Source organism: Nitratireductor sp. GZWM139 (genome assembly GCF_030068685.1).
In the GTDB taxonomy this organism is placed as follows: domain Bacteria; phylum Pseudomonadota; class Alphaproteobacteria; order Rhizobiales; family Rhizobiaceae; genus Nitratireductor; species Nitratireductor aquimarinus.
In genome coordinates, this window is record NZ_JAMQML010000004.1 from 124,363 (window position 1) to 145,765 (window position 21,403).

Sequence of the window (21,403 nt, forward strand, 5' to 3'; positions counted from 1 at the left end):
CTAAACCCCGTCGAGAATAACGATTGTCGGTCGCCGTGGCAGGTTATCCAGCGCCACGGTGATCGACCGTCCCTCACGAAAATCCAGTTCGAACCCACCGCCCATGCGGCCCGTGAAGGCGCTGAGCGGCGTCGAATGCCGGTGCATCGGCAGGATCACCGACGAGGAAAGCCGGCGCGCAATCTCGCTCATCCCGTCAAGCGACAGCGTCAGCCCGCCATCGACGGGCACCATCAGCACGTCGAGCCTGCCGATCGCCGCATAATGGCTGTCGTCCAGCCGGTGATGCAGATGGCCCAGATGTCCGATGCACAGCCCCGCCACCTCGAAGATGAAGATCGAATTGGCGTCCGGCTCCATCGCGCCATAGCGGCGGATGTCGGTGGTCACATTGCGGATATAGACGTCCTCAACCAGCAGAGAGTGTTTCACCGGCCCGCCCTCTTCGTTCCAGCCTGGCAGAACATGCTCGATGGCGGGGTCGGGATTACGCGTGAAATGCGTGCCATGCGCCCTGTTCATGGTCACGACGCGCGGTGGCGGGTTCGCGCCATAAATGCCCGCAAAGTCCGTGGCTATGGTCACGCCGGCGGGCGTCTCGATCAGATAGGTGGAATGGCCCGCATAGGTGATGGTCACCGGGTCGGCCCTCACGGCGGCCGGTATCATCAGCGAGGCGTAGATCAGGCCTGGCAGCGCCTGCGCCATGGCGAGGCAGGTGCTTGGTCGCTCGATCTGCCCGTTTGTCTGTGCAAGGGCTGCAGGCAGCGGAGCGAGCAATAAAGTCAGAATGGCTGCGGTCAGTCGGAAGGCGGTCATCGGCATCTCCCGTGTGTGCAAGAGCCCATGGTAGGGCAAAGCGCGGCTCTGCGCCATGTCCGCCCCATGTCGGCCCCATGTCTCTCGACATGTCCGCCCCCATCGCTGCAGTGCGCGGGTTCTGGACGTTGGCCGGCATTTTCACTATAAGGCCCCGGTATTCCATTGCTTTCAAAAGACCGTGAGAAGGAGCCCCATGGCCGGTCATTCCCAATTCAAGAACATCATGCACCGCAAGGGCCGGCAGGACGCCGTTCGCTCGAAGATGTTTTCCAAACTGGCGCGCGAAATCACAGTCGCTGCCAAGATGGGAATGCCCGACCCGGCGATGAACCCGCGCCTGCGCCTGGCCATCCAGAACGCCAAGGCCCAGTCCATGCCGAAGGACAACATCGAACGCGCCATCAAGAAGGCGTCGGGCGGTGATGCGGAGAACTATGACGAGGTGCGTTACGAGGGTTATGGTCCCGGTGGCGTCGCCGTCATCGTCGAGGCCCTGACCGACAATCGCAACCGTTCCGCTTCCAACATCCGCGCCGCCTTCACCAAGGCAGGCGGATCGCTTGGCGAGACCGGTTCCGTTTCCTTCATGTTCGACCGCGTTGGCGAAATCATCTACCCGGCTGACAAGGGCGATGCCGACACGGTGATGGAAGCCGCCATCGAGGCCGGCGCCGAAGATGTCCAGTCGGACGAAAACGGCCATGTCATCACCTGCGCCTTCGAAGATATCGGCGATGTCACCACGGCGCTGGAAGGCGCTCTGGGCGAAGCCGAGTCCGTCAAGGCGATCTGGCGTCCCCAGACCGGCACGCCGGTCGATGAGGAGCGCGCCCAGTCGATCCTCAAGCTCGTTGCAACCCTCGAAGACGACGATGACGTGCAGAACGTCTACGCCAATTTCGAGGTGGACGACGAAACGCTCGCGAAACTCAGCGAAGCCTGATTGCGCTTCTGCCGGGCTTCAGGCCCGGCAGTTTTTGGCTGTCTGGCAACAAAGGACAGGTTCTCGTGAAACAGCATCGTATCGCGATTACCTACTGCACCCAGTGCCAATGGCTCCTGCGCGCCGCATGGCTCGCGCAGGAGCTTCTCTCCACTTTTTCCACAGAACTGTCGGAAGTCGCGCTGCGTCCGGGCACGGGCGGGGTGTTCGAGATCACGTGCAACGGCATCCTCATCTGGGAGCGCAAGCACGATGGCGGCTTTCCTGACGCCAAGACGCTGAAGCAGCGTGTGCGCGACGTGATCGATCCCGAGCGCGATCTTGGCCACATAGACAAGTAGGCAAGCAGACAACAAAAAACCCGCCTCGATGAGACGGGTCTCTGTAAAAACGCTTTTGCGTTCCGGTCGGCTCTGCCTCTCGGTGTCCGCAAATGCCGGATGACGCCATCCGGCCGCAGGATACCTTAGATGCCGAGGCCCTGGTAACGCTGCTTGAAGCGGGAAACGCGGCCGCCGCGGTCCATCAGGGACTGCTGGTTGCCGGTCCATGCCGGGTGCGTGGACGGGTCGATGTCGAGCTGAAGGGTCTCGCCTTCCTTGCCCCAGGTGGAGCGCGTCTCGTACTCGGTGCCGTCCGTCATGACGACCTTGATCATGTGGTAGTCGGGATGAATTTCGGCTTTCATCGTCTTGTCCTGAGTTCTGGCGGGATGGCAATCTGATCCGCACTTGCGGCAATTGCACCCATCTTGAAAACTTGAAGCCGCGGCCAAGGAAGGCTACGGCTTCGGAATTGGTTGGCGAGCCTATACATCAGGTACGACGACAAGACAAGGCTTGAGCGGCGCACATTTTGCCGCTCCCGAACGAGAATTGAGAAGGGGCAGGCGATGGCGCGCAGGCAAAGGGCGTCCGAAGAGCGGGAACAGGCGGCGAAGCGGCGGTCGTTAAAGCCGCTCAAACGCCTCTTCCCCTATATCGGCCGCTATCGCGGTCTGGCGCTTGGCGCGGCCTTTTTCCTGGTGCTCGCAGCCATCGCGACCCTCACGCTGCCGCTGGCCGTGCGCCGCATGATCGATCACGGGTTTTCCCATTCCGATTCCATCTTCATCGCGAATTACTTCTCGATGCTGGTGGTCATAGCTGCAGTCCTCGCAGCCGCCTCGGCGGGGCGCTATTTCTTCGTCATCACGCTGGGGGAGCGTGTTGTCAGCGATCTGCGGCGCGATGTCTTCGATCACGTCACGCGCCTTTCCCCCGGCTTCTTCGATACGGTCCAGTCCGGTGAAATTGTTTCGCGCATTTCGGCCGACGCCACGCAGGTCAAATCGGCTGTCGGGGCCACCATTTCCCAGGCGCTGCGCAACGTCATCATGGGGCTTGGCGCTGTCGGTATGATGGTCGTCACCAGCCCGCGTCTTTCCCTGCTGGTGGTGGCGGCCATCCCCGTCATCGTTCTGCCGCTGGTTGCGTTTGGCCGCTCGGTGCGCCGTCGCTCGCGTTTTGCACAGGACACGCTGGCCGACGCCACCGCCTATGCGGGCGAGCAGATCGGCGCGGTGCGCACGCTTCAGGCCTTCACCGGCGAGAACGTGGTGCGCAAGAAATTCTCCGATGCCATCGAGACGGCGTTCTCTGCTGCACGCGCATCCATCTTCGCGCGGTCCTTCCTCACCTTCTTCGCCATCTTCATGACCTTCAGTTCGGTCGTGGCCGTTCTCTGGTTCGGCTCGCGGGCCGTTCTGTCCGGCGAGATGACGCCGGGCACGCTCGGTCAGTTCCTGCTCTACTCGGTTCTGGCAGCTGGCGCTCTCGGCGCCCTGTCAGAGGTCTGGGGCGAGCTTTCGCAGGCCGCCGGCGCTGCCGAGCGCATGAGCGAGCTCCTGTCGGAAGAGCCCGCCATCACCGCGCCCGCCAGCCCCGTGGCGCTGCCGCAGCCGGCGCGCGGCGAAGTGGCGTTCGACAATGTCTCCTTCGCCTATCCGACACGACCGGATCGCTCTGCGCTGCATGGATTGTCCTTCACCGTAAAACCGGGCGAGACCGTCGCCATTGTCGGTCCCTCGGGCGCGGGCAAAACCACCGTCTTCTCGCTGCTTCTGCGCTATTACGATCCCGATTCCGGGGCGGTGCGCGTCGATGGCGTCGATGCGCGCGAGGCCGATCCGCTGGCGCTGCGCGGACGCATGGCCATCGTTCCGCAGGACGTGACGATCTTTGCCGCCAGCGCGGCCGAGAACATCGCCTTTGGCCGTCCTGACGCCTCCCGCGCCGAGATCGAGGCTGCGGCCCGCGCCGCGCTTGCGCATGATTTCATCACCGATCTGGCGGAAGGCTACGACACGCCGGTCGGCGAGCGCGGCGTCACCCTGTCGGGCGGTCAGCGGCAGCGCATGGCCATTGCGCGCGCGATCCTGCGCGATGCACCGATCCTGTTGCTCGACGAAGCCACCTCCGCCCTCGATTCGCAAAGCGAGACGCTGGTGCAGCAGGCGCTTGAGCACCTGATGAAGGGCCGCACCACGCTCGTCATCGCACATCGTCTCTCAACGGTTCTGAAAGCCGACCGCATTCTCGTCATGGAAGAGGGGCGCATCGTCGAGGAGGGCACACACGCCGCTCTCGTGGCAAAGGGCGGCATCTATGCCGAACTCGCCAGCCTTCAGTTCCAGGCGGGCGCAGAGGCTCTCGGAGACGCTGCGGAATAGTCGCGGAGGGCGGGGTCGGCTCTACTTCTTGCCGACCTTGCCGCCGACCGCATCGATCCTGTCGATGTCGGCCAGCCCCCAGGGCATCTGCCTGTCGCGGAAAATGCGTTTGCCCAGCCTTGGGTAATCGCCCACATCATGTGCAAGCCGCTCGCCAACGACGATGCAGCGCAGCGTTTCATTTCCCGTGTTCTTGATTGAATGGGCCAGCCCGCCCTTTCTGTAGCCGATGAAGTCTCCGGGGCCGATTGCGTGCTCTTCATCGCCGATAAAGGCCGTGGCGGAACCCGCCAGCACGAACACGCATTCGTCTTCGTGGTAATGGCAGTGGTGTTCCGTCGTTTCATAGCCGGGCTCCACTTCAATGATGTGGAAGCCGAAGCCGCTCAGACCCGTGAGGTCGCCAAGAGACTTGTTCAGACGCTGCGCATTGGGGTTGAGAAAGTGGGTCTTCTTCAAACCCTCCATCTCGGCAATTTCGCTGCTTTTAACGAGATATGTCGTGCTCAAAACCATTCCCTCCAGAATTGCTTCGTAGAAACGGGCTGACCCTATTGCATCAGGCAAAAAAGTGGAAATCGGCTCCGGTGTCTGGCTGCTTCTGGAGAAGGGCATGGGTGCCCGGACATGCCGGGCATGGCGAAAGGCGGCATGTGCACTGTTCCATTGAGCGGCTGGCACGAGCCCCTTGCCAGCCATTCGATGCGAAGCCTGCACGTCGCTTTTCGTCATCCTCAAAGAGAGGACCCATGTTCGTTCAGAGCCTTTCGGGAAAGCCGAAACGCCCCGAATGGCTCTGTTGTCCGATGCCTGTACGCGTTGGAGGCGACGCTCAGATGAACGTGGCGATTTCCTCCAGCGGCTTCTTCTCCATTGCGTGTTCGGGAATGGTGGCGTCCTCCTTTGGATAGCCGACCACCATCAGGATATAGGGTTTGTCATGCGGGTCGCGACCGCACAGCTCGTTTAGAAAGCTCATCGGGTTCGGCGTGTGCGTAAGAGTTGCCAGACCTGCCTTGTGCAGGGCTGTAATCAGAAAGCCGGTTGCGATGCTCACGGACTCTGGAACGTAGTAGTTCTTGCGCTTCACGCCATCGGCCGAGCGGCTGCGGCGTTCGCCGAAAACGCAGATGAGCCAGGGCGCTTCTTCCAGAAACGGCTTGCTTGCATCGGTGCCGAGCGGGGCCAGCGCATGAAGCCATTCTTCACCCGCGCGTCCTTCGTAAAACGCTTTCTCCTCGGCCTCCGCCGCCTCGCGGATCTGTTTCTTTACCGCCGGATTGCCGATCACCGCGAAGTGCCAGGGCTGGTGGTTTGCGCCATTGGGCGCGGTGCCTGCTGCCTTGATGCAGGTTTCGATGATGTCGCGCGGCACGGGGCGGGTGGAGAAGTCGCGCACGGTGTGGCGTGTGCGGATCTCGTCATAGAAGGCCTGTGCGCGGGCCCGCATCTCCTCGACCGGAAGCTCCCTGTAATCGGGAAGTGGAACCGGACGGTATTCCTGTGTGGCCTTTTCGCTCATGCGGACGTCTCCTCCATTTTGTCCGATAAGATTGTCGGACAATCTAGATGGGCTGGTTCCGGCGTCAAGCCTTGGCGTTGCGCTGGTTGCCCTTTGCTTTGCTTTTTGCGGGCGCTGGCGGTGCGGCGAAATGATCGTCAGGCAGCGACTGGATCAGCTGCCGCGCATTCTCCACATGATCGAGCATCGCAGCTTCCGCACCTGCCGTGTCATCGGCCACCACGCAATCTGTCAGCTGCCTGTGCTGCCGGTTGGTGTCGAACACATCACGCCGGTCCACCAGAACGCGAAACTGCAACCAGTAGAGCGAGTTGGAAAGCCGCGTCAGCGTCTCGTTCAGAAGGGGATTGTCCGCTGTCTCGCGAAACAGCCGGTGGAAACGGGCGTTGAGTTCGGAGAACCGGTTCATGTCACCCTGTTCGGCTGCGGCATCCAGATCCGCCTGCAGCGCGACAAGCGTTTCGGGTGCTTGGTGAAGCACTGGCAGGGCGAGCTTCACCGCCAGCGTTTCCAGCGCCCCGCGCACCTGAAAAAGATTGTCCACCTCGCTGCGCGAGAGCTGGCGCACCATCACGCCGCGATGCGGTTCCGCCGTCAAAAGCCCGTCTGCTGTCAGGCGTCGAAAGGCTTCCCGCACCGAGGAGCGCGAAACGCCCAGCCGGCTGGTGAAGGCGTTTTCCGTCAGTCTCTGGCCTGGCGCCAGCCGCCCGTCGCGCACGGCTTCCGTCAGCGCGTCGGCCACGGTCTCTACAGTGGATCGGGAATCGGTTTCTTCCATGTCCGTTAGAGTGTGCGCAGGCAATGGTCCTGACAAGCCCGACCTCACCGGTTCGTTTTCAAGCCAGGACCGAGCGTTTGGCTCTATTGGCCGTAGCGCGCTTCCAGATATTTCTTGAAATGCGCGGCATTGAGCGGCTCGCCGGTGGCCCGTTCGATCAGCTCCGGCGTCGACCAGCGCGAGCCCTGCGACCAGATCCGTTCACGCCGCCAGTCGTTCACCGCATCGAACTGGCCCTTGGCGAACTGCGCGTTCACGTCCGGGATATCCTTCTCGATGGCCGACCATTGCTGCGCCGCGATCATCGCGCCGAGCGTGTAGGAGGGGAAATAGCCGAAGGCGGCGGATGGCCAGTGCACGTCCTGCATCGGGCCGTCCTGCGGCGTGTCGATGGTCGACAGGCCCAGATAGGCCTTCATCTTCGCGTCCCAGGCTTCCGGCAGGTCGGCGGCTTCCAGCTTGCCGGCGATCAGGTCCTGCTCCAGCTCGAAACGCAGGATCACGTGCAGCGGATAGGTCACCTCGTCGGCATCGACGCGGATCAGCCCGCGCTCCACATGGTGCACATGGGGCAGGATCTCGTCCATCGACCAGTCTTCGCCCAGATGCTTCGCCACCACCGGCAGCGCCCATTCCCAGAAGGCGGGGTTGCGGCCGATCTGCTTTTCAACGAACAGGCTCTGGCTTTCATGCATTGCCATGCCGCGCGCCTTGCCAAGCGGCCAGTGCGCCCAGGCCTGCGGCAGGTTCTGCTCATAGAGCGCGTGGCCGGTCTCGTGCAAAATGCCCATCAGCGAAGAGAGAAACTCGTCTGAACGGTAGCGCGTGGTGATCCGCACATCGGTCGGAACGCCGCCGCAGAACGGGTGATGCGAGACCGACAGGCTGCCGCGCGTCAGGTCGAAACCGACCGCCGCCATCATGGCGAGACCAAGCTCGCGCTGCTTCTCGACGGCGTAGTGTCCAGAGAGCGGGCGCAGGGGATTTTGCGCGCGTTTCGTTTTCTGGATTTCCAGCGCATTTGGCACGAAATCTACCAGAAACGATTTCAAATCCTCGAAAACGGGGGCGATTTCCGCCGTTCTGTTTCCGGGGTCGAATTGCTCCATCAGAGCATCATAGGGCGCAAGGCCAAGCGCCTCGGCGCGCATCTGCGCCTCTTCCCGCGCAAGCTCGATAACCCCTTCCAGCGCCGGCAGAAAACCCGCCCAGTCGCCCTTGCCACGGGCCTCGCGCCACAGCTGTTCGCAGCGCATGCGCGTGCGCGTCTGGCGCTCCACGAAATCGGCCGGGAGGCAGGTCAGGTTGACGTAATTTCGGCGAAATTCGGAAATTGCCGCTTTTTGCTCGCCATTCAGGTCTTCCTGTTCGGCGGCGTCGATCCAGTCGGCAATCTCGGGTGCTGCGGCCTGACGGTGGGCCATGCCGGCAAGGGCAGACATGGCTTCGGCGCGGGCCTCGCCGCCACCGGGCGCCATATGCGTCGCCTCATCCGCACCGAGGATCGCCAGCGCGTGATTGAGCGCTTCGATCCTGTGGCCGAGTTCATCGAGTTTCTGAAAGGACATGGAACACCTCGTCGGGGCATTGGGAGGGACGACGCCCGCAGATGCAGGCGTCGATTGTTTGAAGGAGGGGACACGAAGCCGGGTGGCTTCGCAAGCCGTGTCGTCAGCGCTCGGTGAGCTTCAGCTCGATGCGGCGATTGCGGGCACGCGCTTCCCGCGTGTCTTCCGTGTCGAGCGGCTGATACTCGCCGAAACCGGCTGCAACGAGCCGGTTGGCGGGGACGCCGTTCTCGATCAGAAACTTGACGACCGCCGTGGCGCGGGCCGTGGAAAGCTCCCAGTTGTCGCGGAAGCGACCGGTGCCCGAAAGCGGCACGTCATCCGTATGGCCGTCGACGCGCAGAACCCAGTTGATCTCCGGCGGGATCTCTTTTTGCAGTTCGAGAATGGCGTCGGCCAGCTTGCGCATCTCGTCCTGCCCGTTCGGATTGATCTCCGTCGCACCCGACGGGAACAGAACCTCGGACTGGAAGACGAAACGGTCGCCGACAATGCGGATGTTTTCGCGGTCGGAGAGGATTTCGCGCAACCGGCCGAAGAAGTCCGAGCGATAGCGGTTCAGTTCCTGCACGCGCTGCGCCAGCGCCACGTTCAGGCGGCGGCCAAGATCGGCGATCTTGGTGCGGGACTCGCGGTCGCGCGCTTCGGAAACCTCAAGCGCAGCTTCCAGCGCGCCGATCTGCTTGCGCAGCGCCGAAATCTGCTGGTTGAGCAGCTCCACCTGCGAAAGCGCACGCTGGCTGACCAGACGCTCCTCGTCGAGCGCGCCCGAAAGCTCGCCAATGCGGGCTTCCGCCTGCTCGCTCTGGCCGCTGCCACTGGCCAGCAGCGTTTCCAGCCGGGAACGGTCAGCGCGGATGTCTTCCAGCGAGGCGCGCAGGCTGGCGATGGTGTCCTCGGCGTCCTGGCTGTTGGCCTGTTCGAGCGCCAGAAGCTGCGTCAGCTCGTTGATCTGCGCATTGAGCCGGTCGAGCACGGCGTCCTTGCCGGTGATCTCCTGGCTCAGAAAATACTGCGCCAGCACGAAGACCGAGAGCAGGAACATGATGGCGAGCAGAAGCGTCGCCATGGCGTCCACGAAACCCGGCCAGTAGTCGACGTGGCGGTCGTTGCGGCGTCCACGGGCAAGCGCCATGTCAGCTGTCCCGCTTCTTCAGCGTCGTCGCCAGCTTTTCAAGTGTGGCGCGCATGGCGCGCTGCTCTTCCGCCTGGGATTCCACCCAGTCGCGCATCATCTGCTGTTCACTGCGCATGTTCTTTACAAGACCGGAAATGCCCTCGGCCAGATTGGCCATGGAGGCTGCAAGGCGCGGATTGGAGGTTCCATCCTCCTGAACCGCGCGCAGCTTGTCGGCCAGCTGCTGCATTTCGCTGGACGCGCCGCTGCGGCTGTCTGCGATGTCGGAGCCAAGGTCGGTGACGGACGAAAGCCAGTTTTCCAGCTCGGTATAGAAACGGTTCTGCGCGCGGCCCGCCTGAAGGTCGAGGAAGCCCAGGATCAGCGAGCCTGAAAGACCGAACAGCGAGGAGGAGAACGCCGTGCCCATGCCTTCCAGCGGGGCTGACAGGCCGGATTTCAACGCGTCGAGAATGTCGTTGGCGTTGCCTGATGCGGGGTCGAGCGACTGGATGGTGTCACCGATGGACCCGATGGTCTGCAACAGGCCCCAGAACGTGCCGAGCAGGCCGAGAAAGACCAGTAGGCCGATCAGGTAGCGCGAGATGTCGCGGCTCTCGTCGAGGCGGGTGGCGATGGAATCGAGGATCGAGCGCATGGAGCTGGTCGACAGCGCCATCGAAGAGGCCCGGCTCAAAAGCGCCTTCATCGGTGCGAGAAGGACCGGATCGGCCGCATCCGTGCCGGCGCGGAAGGAATTGACCCACCGAACCTCACGGAACAGGCGGATGACCTGCATGAAAGCGAGCAGGATGCCGATCAGCAGAACGCCGAGAATGAGCCCGTTCAGCCCCGGATTGGTCTGAAAGGCGGAAGCGATCTGCCGGTAAAGGATTGCCGCAACGAAGCCGGCAATCGCCAGAAACACCAGCATGGAAAAGAGGAAGACTTGGGGGCTCGACAAGGTGTGCGGGTCGTAATCGAGCCCGTAGGATGGTTCGTCGTCCCCACGCGATTTCAGCAAGGCCATCTGCTCCTCGTGTCCACTGCGCCGCAGAACCAGTATTGATTCCTGTATGGCGCAGGATTCTAATCGTAAATATGACGAAATTGAAAGCCGCAGACAGTATCCGGTTATGAGCGCATCAGCTTTTTGATGTCGCAACGACAAAGCCCGGGACCTTTCGATCCCGGGCTTTGCTGGTTCTGAAACACCGTGCGGGACGGGGTTGAATCAGGCTTTTTTTGCGGCCGGCTTGCCGAGCGTCTTGACCAGTGCGCGGTGAATGGCCTCGTTGCCGGCGACGATCTGGCCGCTGTCGAACATCTTGTCGCGGCCCGTCTTGTCGCTGACGAAACCACCGGCTTCGCGCACGAGGATGATGCCGGCGGCAATGTCCCAGGGCGAAAGCGAATCTTCCCAGAAACCGTCCATCCGGCCCGCTGCAACATAGGCGAGGTCGAGCGCCGCAGAGCCAAGCCGGCGGATGCCCGCCGTCTCGCCCATGACATTGCGCAGGTCGAGCAGGGCCGTGCCGTGGTGGCCGCGACCCAGATGCGGAATGCCGGTGCCGACAACGGCGTCGGACAGCTTGGTGCGCGCCGCGACACGCAGACGACGGTCGTTGAGGAACGCGCCGCCACCGCGCTCGGCGGTGTAGAGCTCGTCCATGGCCGGGTTGTAGATGACGCCGGCGACGATCTGGCCCTGACGTTCCAGGGCAATCGAGATCGAGAAGATCGGAATGCCGTGCAGGAAGTTCGTGGTGCCGTCGAGCGGATCGACGATCCAGCGGTGCTGCGGGTCGTCACCCTCCACCGTGCCGCTCTCTTCCATCAGGAAGGAGTAGCCCGGACGGGCGCGCGACAGCTCGGCGTGAATGATGTCTTCCGCCTTGCGGTCGGCCTGGCTCACATAGTCGCCAGGGCCCTTGAGCGAAACCTGCAGGTTCTGGACCTCGCCGAAATCGCGAGCGAGGGAGCGGCCTGCCTTCATGGCAGCCTGAACCATGACGTTGATAATCGCCGAACGGGCCATGGGATGTAAGCTTTCGTAAGTGTGTGTTTCGCGGAAGCGCCGGGTTTATTCGCCGCGGCGCAGATAGGTGAGTTCGTTGGTGTCGACGACGATCCGCTCGCCAGCCTCGATGAAGGGCGGCACCATCACGCGCACGCCGTTCTCCAGAACCGCCGGCTTGTAGGAAGAAGCAGCCGTCTGGCCCTTCACCACCGGGTCGGCCTCGGCAATCGTCAGCGTGACCTGATCCGGCAGGGAGATGCCGATCGGCTTTTCTTCGTAGAGCTCGACCGTGACGGTCATGCCGTCCTGAAGGAATGCGGCGCGGTCGCCGACGAAGTCCTTCTGCAGCTCGAGCTGCTCATAGGTCTCGGAGTCCATGAACACCAGAGCGTCTTCCTGCTCGTAGAGGAAGCTGAAGTCCTTCTGCTCGAGGCGAACGCGCTCGACGGTCTCGGCGGCGCGGAAGCGCTCGTTCAGCTTCGTGCCGTCGATCAGGTTCTTCAGTTCGACCTGGTTGTATGCGCCGCCCTTGCCGGGCTTCACAGCGTTGGTCTTCACCGCAACCCAGAGGCCGCCATTGTGTTCGATGACGTTGCCGGGGCGAATTTCATTGCCGTTGATTTTCATATGGATCGTCCTGCGGGTCTTGAGCGCGCCAGCGGTTCACGTCCTGCATTTGCATCCCGGCTGCATCGGCCGCGAGAGCAAAGGTTGGAAACAGCAAAACCGCCAGCAAGTTTATGTTTCCAGTGGAGTGAATTCGACATCCGATCTCAAGACCGCATTGCGGATTTCGAATGGCGAGTTCATTCCACTGGCGCGCAATTCGGCGCTTCCAAGACCATAAAAAGCGGTCCAAGGCAAGTCATGCGGCCTTTGGGGGCGTCCGAAAAATGCTAGCGGAGCCGATTTGCGCGCTGGATGGCTTCCTTCATTTCTTCCGGCGTGAGGCCGGCCAGAAAGTCTTCCATCTCCGGATCGATCAACCCGGCGCGGCGCGCGGAGATATACCATGCAGCGCCTTCAATCGTGTCCGGGTCGGTGCCGACGCCGGCGCGATAGAGCTTGGCGAGGCGGTTCTGCGCGGCGATGTTGCCGCCTTCGGCTGCGCGCTTGAGCCAGGCGAACCCGGTTTCCGCATTGCGCTCCCCGCCACGGCCTTCGACCATCCACGTGCCCAGATCGAGCTGTGCGGTGTCGTAATTCTGCCTGGCTGCACGATCAAGCCATGAACGGGCGACCTTGTCATCGGCCTCGCGCCCGCCAAACCCGTTGGCATAGACCTGGGACATCGCATACTGCGCGTCGGCCAGCCCGGCATTGGCGGCCTTCTCGTAATAGGAGACAGCGCGTTCGCGACTTTCGAAGCTCGACTGCCGGTCGAGGATCATCTGCGCGAGGTTGAACTGGGCGAGCCGGTTGCCATTGTCGGCCGCCACCTGCATGAGTTCGAAGGCGCGGTCGGTGTTCTTCTCGACGAAGCCGCCATCAAGCAGCATCAGCGCATACTGGAACTGCGCCTCGGGCACGCCCTGCTGCGCGGCCTTTGAATACCATTCGGCGGCCTTCTTCGCGTCGCGCGCCATGCCAAGGCCACGGGCATAGATCTCTGCGATGAGGGTCTGCGCAGCCGGGTCGCCCGCCTCTGCGCGGGGCAGGGCCAGATTGTGCGCGGTCAGATAGTAGCCGCGCTGAAAGGCGCCATAGGCGGCGTCCGGCAGCTTGCCGAAGCGGTCCGGGTCCACCTGATCCACCGTGGGGGCGGAAAGCGGCCTGTCGCCGACCGGTTGCAGCCGGTCGGCCCGGGGCGCCTGCTTTTCAGTTCCGGTTGTGGCGGGTGCCGTTTCTGCGGCCTTTTCCGGGCCGGCGTCGCCGGCCGCCTGCGCTGTCGCGGCAAGCCCGCAGAACAGGGCGGCAAGCAATGCTACCGGCTGGAGGCGCGCGCGCATGATCAGGCTCCTTGAGCGTTCTGGGAGGTCTTCTCGAGAATGACGTTGGCTTCCTTCACGGCGGCGGCGGCGTCGATCTCGTCAGAGAAGACGGCCGCACCGAGCGCAATGAAGTCGCAGCCGCTCTGTGCCACGGGTTCTGCCGAGGCGACCGCATTGCCGCCCATCACGATGCAGGGGATCTGGACCATTTCCGACCACCATTCGCCCAGCGTGAGGTTGCGCGGGTGCGGTTCCGGCTTGTTGTCGTATCCGAAACGGCCGAAGAACAGATAATCGGGCTGCATTTCGCCGCGCTGAAGCGCGTCGTCGCGGGTTTTCACGCCGCCTGCGCCGATCATCATGCGATCCTGGTATTTCTCGATGATTTCGGCCAGCTCTTCGAGCGAGCCGTCGACATGGATGCCGTCTGCCTTCACCCGCGCGGCGATGCGCGGCGCGCCGGCGATCATCACGGCGACGCCGTGCGCCTGCGCGATGGGGGTGAGGCGCTCGGCACGGGCCTGGAAGCTGACCTCGTCCTGCCCGTAATCGGGAATGATGAGGGAAGCGACATCGCCGGCGGCGAGGGCTGCTTCCAGATGTGCTTCGTCATTGGCAGCCAGTTCCGGCGGCGGTGCAATCAATACGAGGCGGCAGCGATTGGTCATGTAGGAACTCCTGGCGTCTCGACGGAACCGACCCGGTTCGTTTCTGACCCGTCATTTTGGTTTGAATGCGGCATAGACGAAGCACGGGGGGATGGACAAGGAAAATTGGTCCTTTCTGCCGGACGCTCGCCAAGTGCGCTCATAAGGATTATGACTGGCGACGCCCGGCCGTCGGGCGATCCAGACGAATTTCATGACACCTTTGCTTTCCGATCCAGCTTTTTATCTTGCAGCGATTCCGGCCGTTCTGCTGGTCGGTCTGTCGAAGGGTGGCTTCGGCGGCGCGATGGCGCTGCTCGGCGTGCCGATGCTTTCTCTGGTCGTGTCGCCGGTGCAGGCGGCGGCGATCCTGCTGCCGATCCTGATCGTCATGGACATCGTCTCGCTCTGGGCCTGGCGTGGTTACATGGACCGCAGGACGCTTTCCATCATGCTGCCCGGCGCGCTTGTGGGCATCGCCATCGGCTGGGCGACGGCGGCCGTCGTGACGGAAGGGCATGTGCGCCTGATCGTCGGTCTGGTGACGCTGGCCTTCTTCCTGCGCTGGGCGTTCGAGAAGATCGCAGGGAATGTGCGGATCGCCAGCCAAAGCCGCCCGCGCGGCACTTTCTGGGGCGCGGTTGCGGGCTTCACGAGCTTTGTCGCGCATGCGGGCGGGCCGCCCTATCAGGTCTATGCGCTGCCGCTTGGGCAGGATCCGCGCCTTTACACGGGAACGAGCGTGGTCTTTTTCGCCATCGTCAACGCGGTGAAGCTCGTTCCCTATTTCGCGCTCGGGCAGTTCGACCGTTCCAACCTGACGGCGTCGCTGATCCTGATACCGCTTGCGCCGCTCGCCACGCTGGCCGGCGTTTGGGTGATCAAGCGCATGAAGCCGACGGTCTTTTATCCGTTCATGTATGTCATGGTCCTGATCGTTTCACTCAAGCTGATCCATGACGGGGTCTTTGACCTTATGGGGTGGTGACGGGTTCGGGAGCCTGTGCTTAAAAGATGAAAACAGCGGGAGGATGTTTGTGACCGGCAATGCTTTCGAACGGGATCTGGACAAGAACCCCGCCAACCACCAGCCGCTGACGCCGCTTGTGCTTCTGGAGCGCGCGGCCAAAGTGTTTTCCGATGACGTGGCGATCATCCATGGCAGCCAGCGCATCACCTATGCGACCTTCTGGGAGCGCTCGCTGAAACTCGCATCGGCGCTTGCCAGCCACGGGATCGGCAAGGGCGATACGGTGACGGTGATGCTGTCCAACACGCCGCCCATGCTGGAGGCGCACCACGCCGTGCCGATGACGAAGGCGGTGCTGCATTCGCTCAACACCCGCCTTGATGCCGCGATCATCGCCTTTCAGCTCGACCATGCGGAGAGCCGGGTGGTCATCGTCGACCGGGAGTTCTCCGGCGTGATGAAGGAGGCGCTGGCGCTGGCGAGCGTCAAGCCGCTGGTCATCGATTATGACGATCCCGACTATGCGGACGATGCGCCCTATCCGAAGGGCGAGCGCATCGGCAGTGCCGATTACGAGGAATTCCTGGCTTCGGGGGATGCCGGGTTTGCCTGGTCCATGCCCGATGACGAATGGGACGCCATCGCGCTGAACTACACGTCCGGCACCACGGGCAATCCCAAGGGCGTGGTCTATCATCATCGCGGTGCGGCGCTGATGACCTATGCCAACACCGTGCATGCGGGGTTGACGCGCGGATCGGTCTATCTGTGGACGCTGCCGATGTTCCACTGCAATGGCTGGTGCTTTCCGTGGACGCTGGCGCTGACGGCGGGAACCCATGTCTGCCTGCGCTGGGTGCGCGCAAAGCCCATGTATGACGCGATTGCCGATCACGGGGTGACGCATCTGTGCGGCGCGCCGATCGTGATGTCGGCGCTGCTCAATGCGCCGGATGAGGAAAAACGCGATTTCTCGCACACGGTGACGTTCAACACGGCAGCGGCTCCGCCGCCCGAAACCGTGCTTTCGGCCATGGCCGAGGCGGGTTTTGCGGTGACCCATCTCTATGGCCTGACGGAAACCTACGGACCGGCCGTGGTCAATGAATGGAAGGGCGAGTGGGATGCGCTCGACGGCGCCGGGCAGGCCGCGCGCAAGGCGCGTCAGGGCGTGCGCTATGCGGCGCTCGAGGGGCTGACCGTGATGGACCCGGAGACGATGGAGGAAACCCCGCGCGATGGCGAGACCATTGGCGAGGTCATGTTCCGCGGCAACATCGTCATGAAGGGCTATCTGAAGAACAGGGCGGCGACGGAAGAGGCTTTCGCCGGCGGCTGGTTCCATTCGGGCGATCTGGGTGTGATGCACCCCGACGGCTACATCCAGCTGAAGGACCGTTCCAAGGACATCATCATTTCGGGCGGCGAGAACATCTCCTCCATCGAGGTGGAGGATGCGCTCTACAAACACCCGGCCATTGCGGCCTGCGGCGTGGTCGCGAAGGCGGATGCGAAGTGGGGCGAAACGCCGGTGGCCTTCGTCGAGCTGAAGCCGGGCAGAAGTGCGGAAGCCGAAGAGATCATCGCGCATTGCCGCTCTCTGCTCGCGCATTTCAAGTGCCCGAGAACCATCATTTTCTCTGAAATACCAAAGACTTCGACAGGGAAAATTCAAAAGTTCCGGCTGCGGGATCAGGCCAGATCACTCTAGGGGAAAGAGGGTGAACGCCGGCATTCGATGCAATTATCGGTGGCGGCGTTAACCAAGCATTAAGCTTTACATGCGTTTACTGTGTACATCCAGTGATCTGGATTCTTACCGAGTGGCTGGAGCCATTCTGTTTGACGCCTCCCTGTTTAAACTCCTGAGAGCCGCGTTTGCGGCTCTTTTTTTCGACAAAATGAGCATTAACCTTTCATTAAGTAAGAACTTGCCAACAGCTGTGCACAGGCTCATCCTTGCATTGAGTTCTTGGCATTGAGAGTCAGGCTCACTTGTGATTGAACGCATCAGCCGGCGGTGGCCGCAGTTTCGTATAATGGTGGGGCGTAAGCACAATGATTGAAGGCGGGAACGGTCGCGCGACTACGATCAAGCTGGCCGAGCATCGCGTGTTCTCGGATTCTTTCAAGCCTCTCTACAATCAGGGCATGAGCCTGGTTGAAGAGGCCGCGGAGTATCTGGACGGCGAAGGACGCATCGAGGCCAAGGGCCTGACGCGGGCCGGCGCTGCGCTTTATGCGGCCGAATCCATGCGGCTGACCACACGTCTGATGCAGCTTGCCTCGTGGCTTCTTCTGCAGCGCGCCGCCAATTCCGGCGAGATGACGCGCGAGCAGGTGGCTGCCGAGAAGTCCAAAGTGCGTCTCGACACGCATTCACCGCAGGAGCAGGCCGACGGCTGGTCCGATCTGCCGGAGAATTTCCAGGATCTGGTCATGCGCTCGGTGCGCCTGCAGGACATCGTGCGGCGTATGGACGAAGAGATCTATGGCGGTGCGCCGGCTGCGGCGAACGATGCCGATCTCTACAGCCACAACCCGGTCTTCGAGCAGATCACCCTGCTGAAAACAGCGTTCGGGCACCGCTGATTCCCCACTGAAACAGCGTCTGCGTGAGTGGCAGCGCGATCAGCGCAGACGCGATGATGAGCGTGAAGGCGAGTCGCCGATAGGTCGTGTCGCTGGCGATCCCGTACAGCTTTCCGCCGATGAGCAGGCTCACCACATAGGGCGGGACCATAATCAGGCCGAGCATCACGCGCGGCTCATCGAACAGGCCGGCCGCCCACAGATTGCCGGCGGAAAAGATTTCCGAAATCAGAAACAGCGTCATGAGATTGGCGCGCACCACGGAGACCGGCAGCGCCGACGCCATCCAGTAGATGATGACCGGCGGGCCGGGAATGGCGGCGATGCCCGACAGCGTGCCTGAAATGCCGCCAATGCCGAAGGATACGGGAAAGCCGCGCGGCCCGTGGTAGCGCCAGCCGCTGCGCAGCACCAGCGCACAGCCCAGAATGACGATACAGATGATCCAGCGCAGCGCGGTTTCGTCGCCATTCTTGAGAATGTAGACGCCAAGCGGCACGAACAGCGCCAGCCCGGCGAGAACCGGCAGCACCTCGCGCCAGCGGGCGAGTTTCACCACCGGCAGGGCGACCGGAAGCGTGGGCAGCGAATCGATGATGACCAGCAGAACCACAGCAGTCACGGGATCGTAGAGCGCGCCTGCAATCGGCGCGACGATGAGCCCCGTGCCGAACCCGGACAGGCCGCGCACCACCCCCGCCACCAGAACGGTGAGGGTGAGAAGGGCAAGACTGAGATCGAGTTCGGGCAGGATTTCGCCTCCAGGCAGTCGGTGTGCCGGGACAGGAATGCAGCCGCATCCTAACGCGTGGCAATGGGCCTGCCCACCGCTATGGTAGAGCCATGAACACACCGATTCGCATTATGGGCATCGACCCGGGGCTTCGCCGCACCGGCTGGGCCGTCATCGAGACGCAGGGCAACTCCCTTCGCTTCGTTGACGCAGGCTCGGTCTCTTCCGATGCCAAGGCTGACCTCGCCTCGCGCCTGTGCCAGTTGCATGAGGGGCTGGAGGCGGTTCTGCACCAGCACCGGCCGGAGGAGGCCGCCGTGGAGGCCACTTTCGTCAACAAGGACGCATCGGCCACGCTGAAGCTCGGCCAGGCGCGTGGCATCGCCATGCTGGTGCCGGCAAGGGCCGGCCTGCGCGTTGCCGAATACGCGCCCAATGCGGTCAAGAAGGCCGTGATCGGCGTCGGTCACGGCGACAAGAAGCAGATTCATCTGATGGTGAAGGTGCTGATGCCGAAGGCGCATTTCGACACGCATGATGCGGCGGATGCGATTGCCATCGCCATCTGCCACGCGCATCACCGGCAGTCCGTCACCTCCCGACTGGCAATGGAAGCACTGAAATGATTGGCAAACTTAAGGGCATCATCGACGAGATCGCCGAAGATCACTGCATCGTCGATGTGGGCGGGGTTGGCTATGTGGCCTACTGCCCAGCGCGCACGCTGGCCGCGCTTGAGGGCGAGGGGACGGCGGTGACGCTGTTCATCGAGACTTATGTGCGCGAGGACATGATCCGTCTTTACGGCTTCCGCTCCGCGCTGGAGCGCGAGTGGTTCCGCCTTTTGCAGAACAATGTGCAGGGCGTGGGCGCAAAGGTGGCGCTTTCGGTGCTTTCCACGCTTTCGGCTTCGGAACTCGCCAACGCCATTGCGCTGAAGGATGCCGCCACGGTGGCGCGCGCGCCGGGCGTGGGCAAAAAGGTGGCCGAGCGCATTGTCTCGGAACTCAAGAGCAAGGCCCCCGCCTATGCCGGCGAGGCCAGCGACACGATCGGTCTCAAGCAGGAACTGGGCGAGGGCGCAGCGCCTTCGGCGGTGGCCGATGCGGTTTCCGCGCTTGCCAATCTCGGTTATTCGCGCGATGTCGCAGCCAATGCGGTTGCGGCGGCGCTGAAGGAAGCCGGCGAGAGCGCCGAGGCCGGAACGCTGATCAGGCTTGGCCTGAAGGAACTGGCGCGCTAGGCAACAGGCATGGGCGCCAAGCTGGGTAGTGAAGTGGATTTCTGCGGATGACGGATGCCGAACGGCTCATTTCGGCCGACAAGCGCGGTGAGGATCTGGACGCGACCATGCGGCCGCAATCGCTGGACGATTTCGTCGGCCAGAAGGCGGCGCGCGCCAATCTGAAGGTCTTCATCGAGGCGGCGCGCGGACGCGGCGAGGCGCTGGACCACGTGCTGTTCGTTGGCCCGCCCGGCCTCGGCAAGACCACGCTGGCGCAGATCATGGCGCGGGAACTGGGCGTGAATTTCCGCTCCACCTCCGGCCCGGTGATCGCCAAGGCCGGCGATCTGGCGGCCCTTCTCACCAATCTTGAAGAGCGCGACGTGCTTTTCATCGACGAAATTCACCGGCTGAGCCCGGCGGTGGAGGAAATCCTCTATCCGGCGATGGAAGATTTTCAGCTCGACCTGATCATCGGCGAGGGGCCGGCGGCGCGTTCGGTGAAGATCGATCTGGCGAAGTTCACGCTGGTGGCCGCGACGACGCGGCTTGGCCTTCTGACCACGCCGCTGCGCGACCGTTTCGGCATTCCGGTGCGGCTCGATTTCTATACGACCGAAGAACTGCAATCCATCGTCACGCGCGGCTCGCGCATTCTGGGCATGCCGCTGGCCACCGATGGCGCTGAGGAAATCGCCCGTCGCGCGCGCGGCACGCCGCGCATTGCCGGACGCCTGCTGCGCCGGGTGCGCGATTTCGCCACCGTGGCGGGGGCGAGCGAGGTGACGCGCAAGGTTGCCGACGAGGCGCTGTCGCGGCTTGAAGTGGATGCGCTTGGCCTCGACCTGCTCGACCGGCGTTACCTCAGCATGATCGTGGAAAATTTCGGCGGCGGCCCGGTGGGCATCGAGACCATTGCGGCGGCGCTCTCGGAGCCGCGCGACGCGATTGAAGACATTATCGAGCCCTATCTGATCCAGCAGGGCTTCATCCAGCGTACGCCGCGCGGGCGCGTTCTGGCCGCGAAGGCATGGCGTCACATGGGGCTCCAGCCGCCCAAGGCGCTGGCCGAGGCGCAGATCAGCCTGTTCCAGCAGGGAGACAAGGAATGAGCGGCGGCGGCGCGGGCGAAAACCTGACGGTCGGGCTTTCGGGCGAACTGACCGAATTCGGTCACCGTCTCGTGGCGCGGGTCTATTTTGCCGATACCGATTTTACCGGTGTGGTCTATCACGCCCGCTATCTGGAGTTTCTGGAGCGCGGCCGGTCGGATTTCCTGCGTCTTGCGGGTGTCCACCATACCGAGCTTGCCGACGGCAAGCATGGCGAGGTGCTGGCCTGGGTCGTGCGGCGCATGGAAATCGACTTTCGCCAGCCGGCCCGCGTGGACGACATCGTGACGGTGGAAACGCGCACCGAGGCGATTTCGGGCGCGCGCATCTATATGGCGCAGCGTCTCCTGCGCGGTGACGATGTGCTGGTGGAGGCAAAGGTGGAGGCGGCGATCATCGGCGCATCCGGCAAGCCGCGCCGGTTCCCGAAAGAATGGATCGAGGCCTTCAAGCCGAAAGGCGGCTAATTCGCGGGTTTCGCTGCGATGAGGGGCATGCCGAAGGCGCATTGTCTTGCCCCGTAAGCGATTCTCTTTGCCGCAGCCTGGTTGGCGCTCCGTTTCCTAACGCTTAATTAACCATAACGGTTCATGAAGAAAATCATGAAATCCGTAGCGAATCCGTGCGCCTTCCTTTCACCAAATTTTACCGGATAAAGGGGCCTTGAAGCATCTTGCGGGGACGCCTCGGATCGGACGAAGGCAACGGCACGC

At 62.8% G+C, this 21,403-nt stretch carries 24 protein-coding genes; 10 read left to right on the plus strand and 14 right to left on the minus strand.

From position 1 onward, the window contains the following. The gene (locus tag NDI72_RS06330; protein ID WP_283799962.1) at nucleotides 1–819 is read right to left on the minus strand and encodes an MBL fold metallo-hydrolase; all 819 of its coding nucleotides are present in this window, start codon (nucleotides 817–819) and stop codon (nucleotides 1–3) included. A 196-nt stretch (nucleotides 820–1,015) separates the two neighbouring features. Here NDI72_RS06330 and NDI72_RS06335 point away from each other — a divergent pair, with 196 nt between their 5' ends. Continuing rightward, a complete protein-coding gene (locus NDI72_RS06335; RefSeq protein WP_283799963.1) occupies nucleotides 1,016–1,765 on the plus strand; it encodes a YebC/PmpR family DNA-binding transcriptional regulator in 750 nt (249 codons plus the stop codon). A 65-nt stretch (nucleotides 1,766–1,830) separates the two neighbouring features. Beyond that, on the plus strand, nucleotides 1,831–2,106 hold the full coding sequence (locus NDI72_RS06340) for an Rdx family protein (protein WP_113153253.1): 276 nt from the start codon (nucleotides 1,831–1,833) through the stop codon (nucleotides 2,104–2,106). Between the two features lie 125 nt (nucleotides 2,107–2,231). Here the strand turns inward: NDI72_RS06340 and rpmE are convergent, their stop codons facing one another. Further along, nucleotides 2,232–2,453 (minus strand): 50S ribosomal protein L31, encoded by a 222-nt coding sequence (gene rpmE / locus NDI72_RS06345; protein WP_113153252.1) that lies wholly within the window; start codon nucleotides 2,451–2,453, stop codon nucleotides 2,232–2,234. Nucleotides 2,454–2,657: 204 nt separating this feature from the next. Between rpmE and NDI72_RS06350 the strand changes: the two genes are divergently transcribed. Next, the gene (locus NDI72_RS06350; RefSeq protein WP_113153251.1) at nucleotides 2,658–4,475 is read left to right on the plus strand and encodes an ABC transporter transmembrane domain-containing protein; all 1,818 of its coding nucleotides are present in this window, start codon (nucleotides 2,658–2,660) and stop codon (nucleotides 4,473–4,475) included. A 21-nt stretch (nucleotides 4,476–4,496) separates the two neighbouring features. Here NDI72_RS06350 and NDI72_RS06355 read toward each other — a convergent pair whose 3' ends face one another. The 11 genes from NDI72_RS06355 to NDI72_RS06405 form a co-directional block, all read right to left on the minus strand. Next, nucleotides 4,497–4,985 (minus strand): cupin domain-containing protein, encoded by a 489-nt coding sequence (locus NDI72_RS06355; RefSeq protein ID WP_206546128.1) that lies wholly within the window; start codon nucleotides 4,983–4,985, stop codon nucleotides 4,497–4,499. 322 nt (nucleotides 4,986–5,307) lie between these two features. Further along, the gene (locus tag NDI72_RS06360; protein ID WP_283799964.1) at nucleotides 5,308–5,997 is read right to left on the minus strand and encodes a nitroreductase family protein; all 690 of its coding nucleotides are present in this window, start codon (nucleotides 5,995–5,997) and stop codon (nucleotides 5,308–5,310) included. A 64-nt stretch (nucleotides 5,998–6,061) separates the two neighbouring features. Continuing rightward, the gene (locus NDI72_RS06365; protein WP_283799965.1) at nucleotides 6,062–6,775 is read right to left on the minus strand and encodes a GntR family transcriptional regulator; all 714 of its coding nucleotides are present in this window, start codon (nucleotides 6,773–6,775) and stop codon (nucleotides 6,062–6,064) included. An 83-nt stretch (nucleotides 6,776–6,858) separates the two neighbouring features. Next, nucleotides 6,859–8,343 carry a carboxypeptidase M32 gene (locus tag NDI72_RS06370; protein ID WP_283799966.1) on the minus strand — a complete coding sequence of 495 codons (1,485 nt, stop codon included), beginning with the start codon at nucleotides 8,341–8,343 and terminating at the stop codon, nucleotides 6,859–6,861. A gap of 103 nt (nucleotides 8,344–8,446) precedes the next feature. Further along, entirely contained in the window at nucleotides 8,447–9,478 is a 1,032-nt protein-coding gene (locus NDI72_RS06375; RefSeq protein WP_113153246.1) for a peptidoglycan -binding protein, read from the minus strand. Nucleotide 9,479: 1 nt separating this feature from the next. Continuing rightward, nucleotides 9,480–10,490 (minus strand): MotA/TolQ/ExbB proton channel family protein, encoded by a 1,011-nt coding sequence (locus NDI72_RS06380; protein ID WP_206546131.1) that lies wholly within the window; start codon nucleotides 10,488–10,490, stop codon nucleotides 9,480–9,482. A 204-nt stretch (nucleotides 10,491–10,694) separates the two neighbouring features. Continuing rightward, nucleotides 10,695–11,498: an inositol monophosphatase family protein gene (locus tag NDI72_RS06385; RefSeq protein WP_206546132.1), complete on the minus strand. Its 804-nt coding sequence runs from the start codon at nucleotides 11,496–11,498 to the stop codon at nucleotides 10,695–10,697. A 45-nt stretch (nucleotides 11,499–11,543) separates the two neighbouring features. Continuing rightward, nucleotides 11,544–12,107, minus strand: coding sequence for an elongation factor P (gene efp, locus NDI72_RS06390; protein ID WP_113153243.1), 564 nt, complete (start codon nucleotides 12,105–12,107; stop codon nucleotides 11,544–11,546). After that, entirely contained in the window at nucleotides 12,088–12,339 is a 252-nt protein-coding gene (locus NDI72_RS06395; RefSeq protein ID WP_206546133.1) for a hypothetical protein, read from the minus strand. Before NDI72_RS06395 ends, efp begins: the two co-directional genes overlap by 20 nt. Nucleotides 12,340–12,376: 37 nt before the next feature. Continuing rightward, nucleotides 12,377–13,429: a tetratricopeptide repeat protein gene (locus NDI72_RS06400; protein WP_206548383.1), complete on the minus strand. Its 1,053-nt coding sequence runs from the start codon at nucleotides 13,427–13,429 to the stop codon at nucleotides 12,377–12,379. 2 nt (nucleotides 13,430–13,431) lie between these two features. Continuing rightward, the gene (locus tag NDI72_RS06405) at nucleotides 13,432–14,079 is read right to left on the minus strand and encodes a thiamine phosphate synthase (RefSeq protein WP_206994910.1); all 648 of its coding nucleotides are present in this window, start codon (nucleotides 14,077–14,079) and stop codon (nucleotides 13,432–13,434) included. Nucleotides 14,080–14,272: 193 nt separating this feature from the next. Between NDI72_RS06405 and NDI72_RS06410 the strand changes: the two genes are divergently transcribed. From NDI72_RS06410 to rcdA, 3 genes are all read left to right on the plus strand, one after another. Beyond that, complete coding sequence (locus tag NDI72_RS06410) at nucleotides 14,273–15,046, plus strand: sulfite exporter TauE/SafE family protein (RefSeq protein WP_283799967.1); 774 nt, start codon at nucleotides 14,273–14,275, stop codon at nucleotides 15,044–15,046. 43 nt (nucleotides 15,047–15,089) lie between these two features. Next, a complete protein-coding gene (locus NDI72_RS06415) occupies nucleotides 15,090–16,739 on the plus strand; it encodes an acyl-CoA synthetase (RefSeq protein ID WP_283799968.1) in 1,650 nt (549 codons plus the stop codon). Nucleotides 16,740–17,086: 347 nt separating this feature from the next. Next, nucleotides 17,087–17,620, plus strand: a complete 534-nt coding sequence (rcdA, locus tag NDI72_RS06420) for a protease adaptor protein RcdA (RefSeq protein ID WP_113153239.1) — start codon at nucleotides 17,087–17,089, stop codon at nucleotides 17,618–17,620. On the opposite strand, the gene NDI72_RS06425 is transcribed toward rcdA, so the two are convergent. Then, the gene (locus NDI72_RS06425; protein WP_222474115.1) at nucleotides 17,586–18,473 is read right to left on the minus strand and encodes a sulfite exporter TauE/SafE family protein; all 888 of its coding nucleotides are present in this window, start codon (nucleotides 18,471–18,473) and stop codon (nucleotides 17,586–17,588) included. The two genes, rcdA and NDI72_RS06425, sit on opposite strands and share 35 nt — an antisense overlap. Here NDI72_RS06425 and ruvC point away from each other — a divergent pair. The 4 genes from ruvC to ybgC are packed head-to-tail and all read left to right on the plus strand — an operon-like array spanning nucleotide 18,464 to nucleotide 21,157. Next, a complete protein-coding gene (gene ruvC / locus NDI72_RS06430) occupies nucleotides 18,464–18,979 on the plus strand; it encodes a crossover junction endodeoxyribonuclease RuvC (protein ID WP_113153237.1) in 516 nt (171 codons plus the stop codon). The two genes, NDI72_RS06425 and ruvC, sit on opposite strands and share 10 nt — an antisense overlap. Then, nucleotides 18,976–19,596 carry a Holliday junction branch migration protein RuvA gene (ruvA, locus tag NDI72_RS06435; RefSeq protein ID WP_113153236.1) on the plus strand — a complete coding sequence of 207 codons (621 nt, stop codon included), beginning with the start codon at nucleotides 18,976–18,978 and terminating at the stop codon, nucleotides 19,594–19,596. The genes ruvC and ruvA overlap by 4 nt, the downstream gene beginning before the upstream one ends. Nucleotides 19,597–19,643: 47 nt before the next feature. After that, on the plus strand, nucleotides 19,644–20,690 hold the full coding sequence (gene ruvB / locus NDI72_RS06440) for a Holliday junction branch migration DNA helicase RuvB (protein WP_113153235.1): 1,047 nt from the start codon (nucleotides 19,644–19,646) through the stop codon (nucleotides 20,688–20,690). Next, on the plus strand, nucleotides 20,687–21,157 hold the full coding sequence (ybgC, locus tag NDI72_RS06445) for a tol-pal system-associated acyl-CoA thioesterase (protein WP_113153234.1): 471 nt from the start codon (nucleotides 20,687–20,689) through the stop codon (nucleotides 21,155–21,157). The genes ruvB and ybgC overlap by 4 nt, the downstream gene beginning before the upstream one ends. Nucleotides 21,158–21,403: the final 246 nt, after the last annotated feature.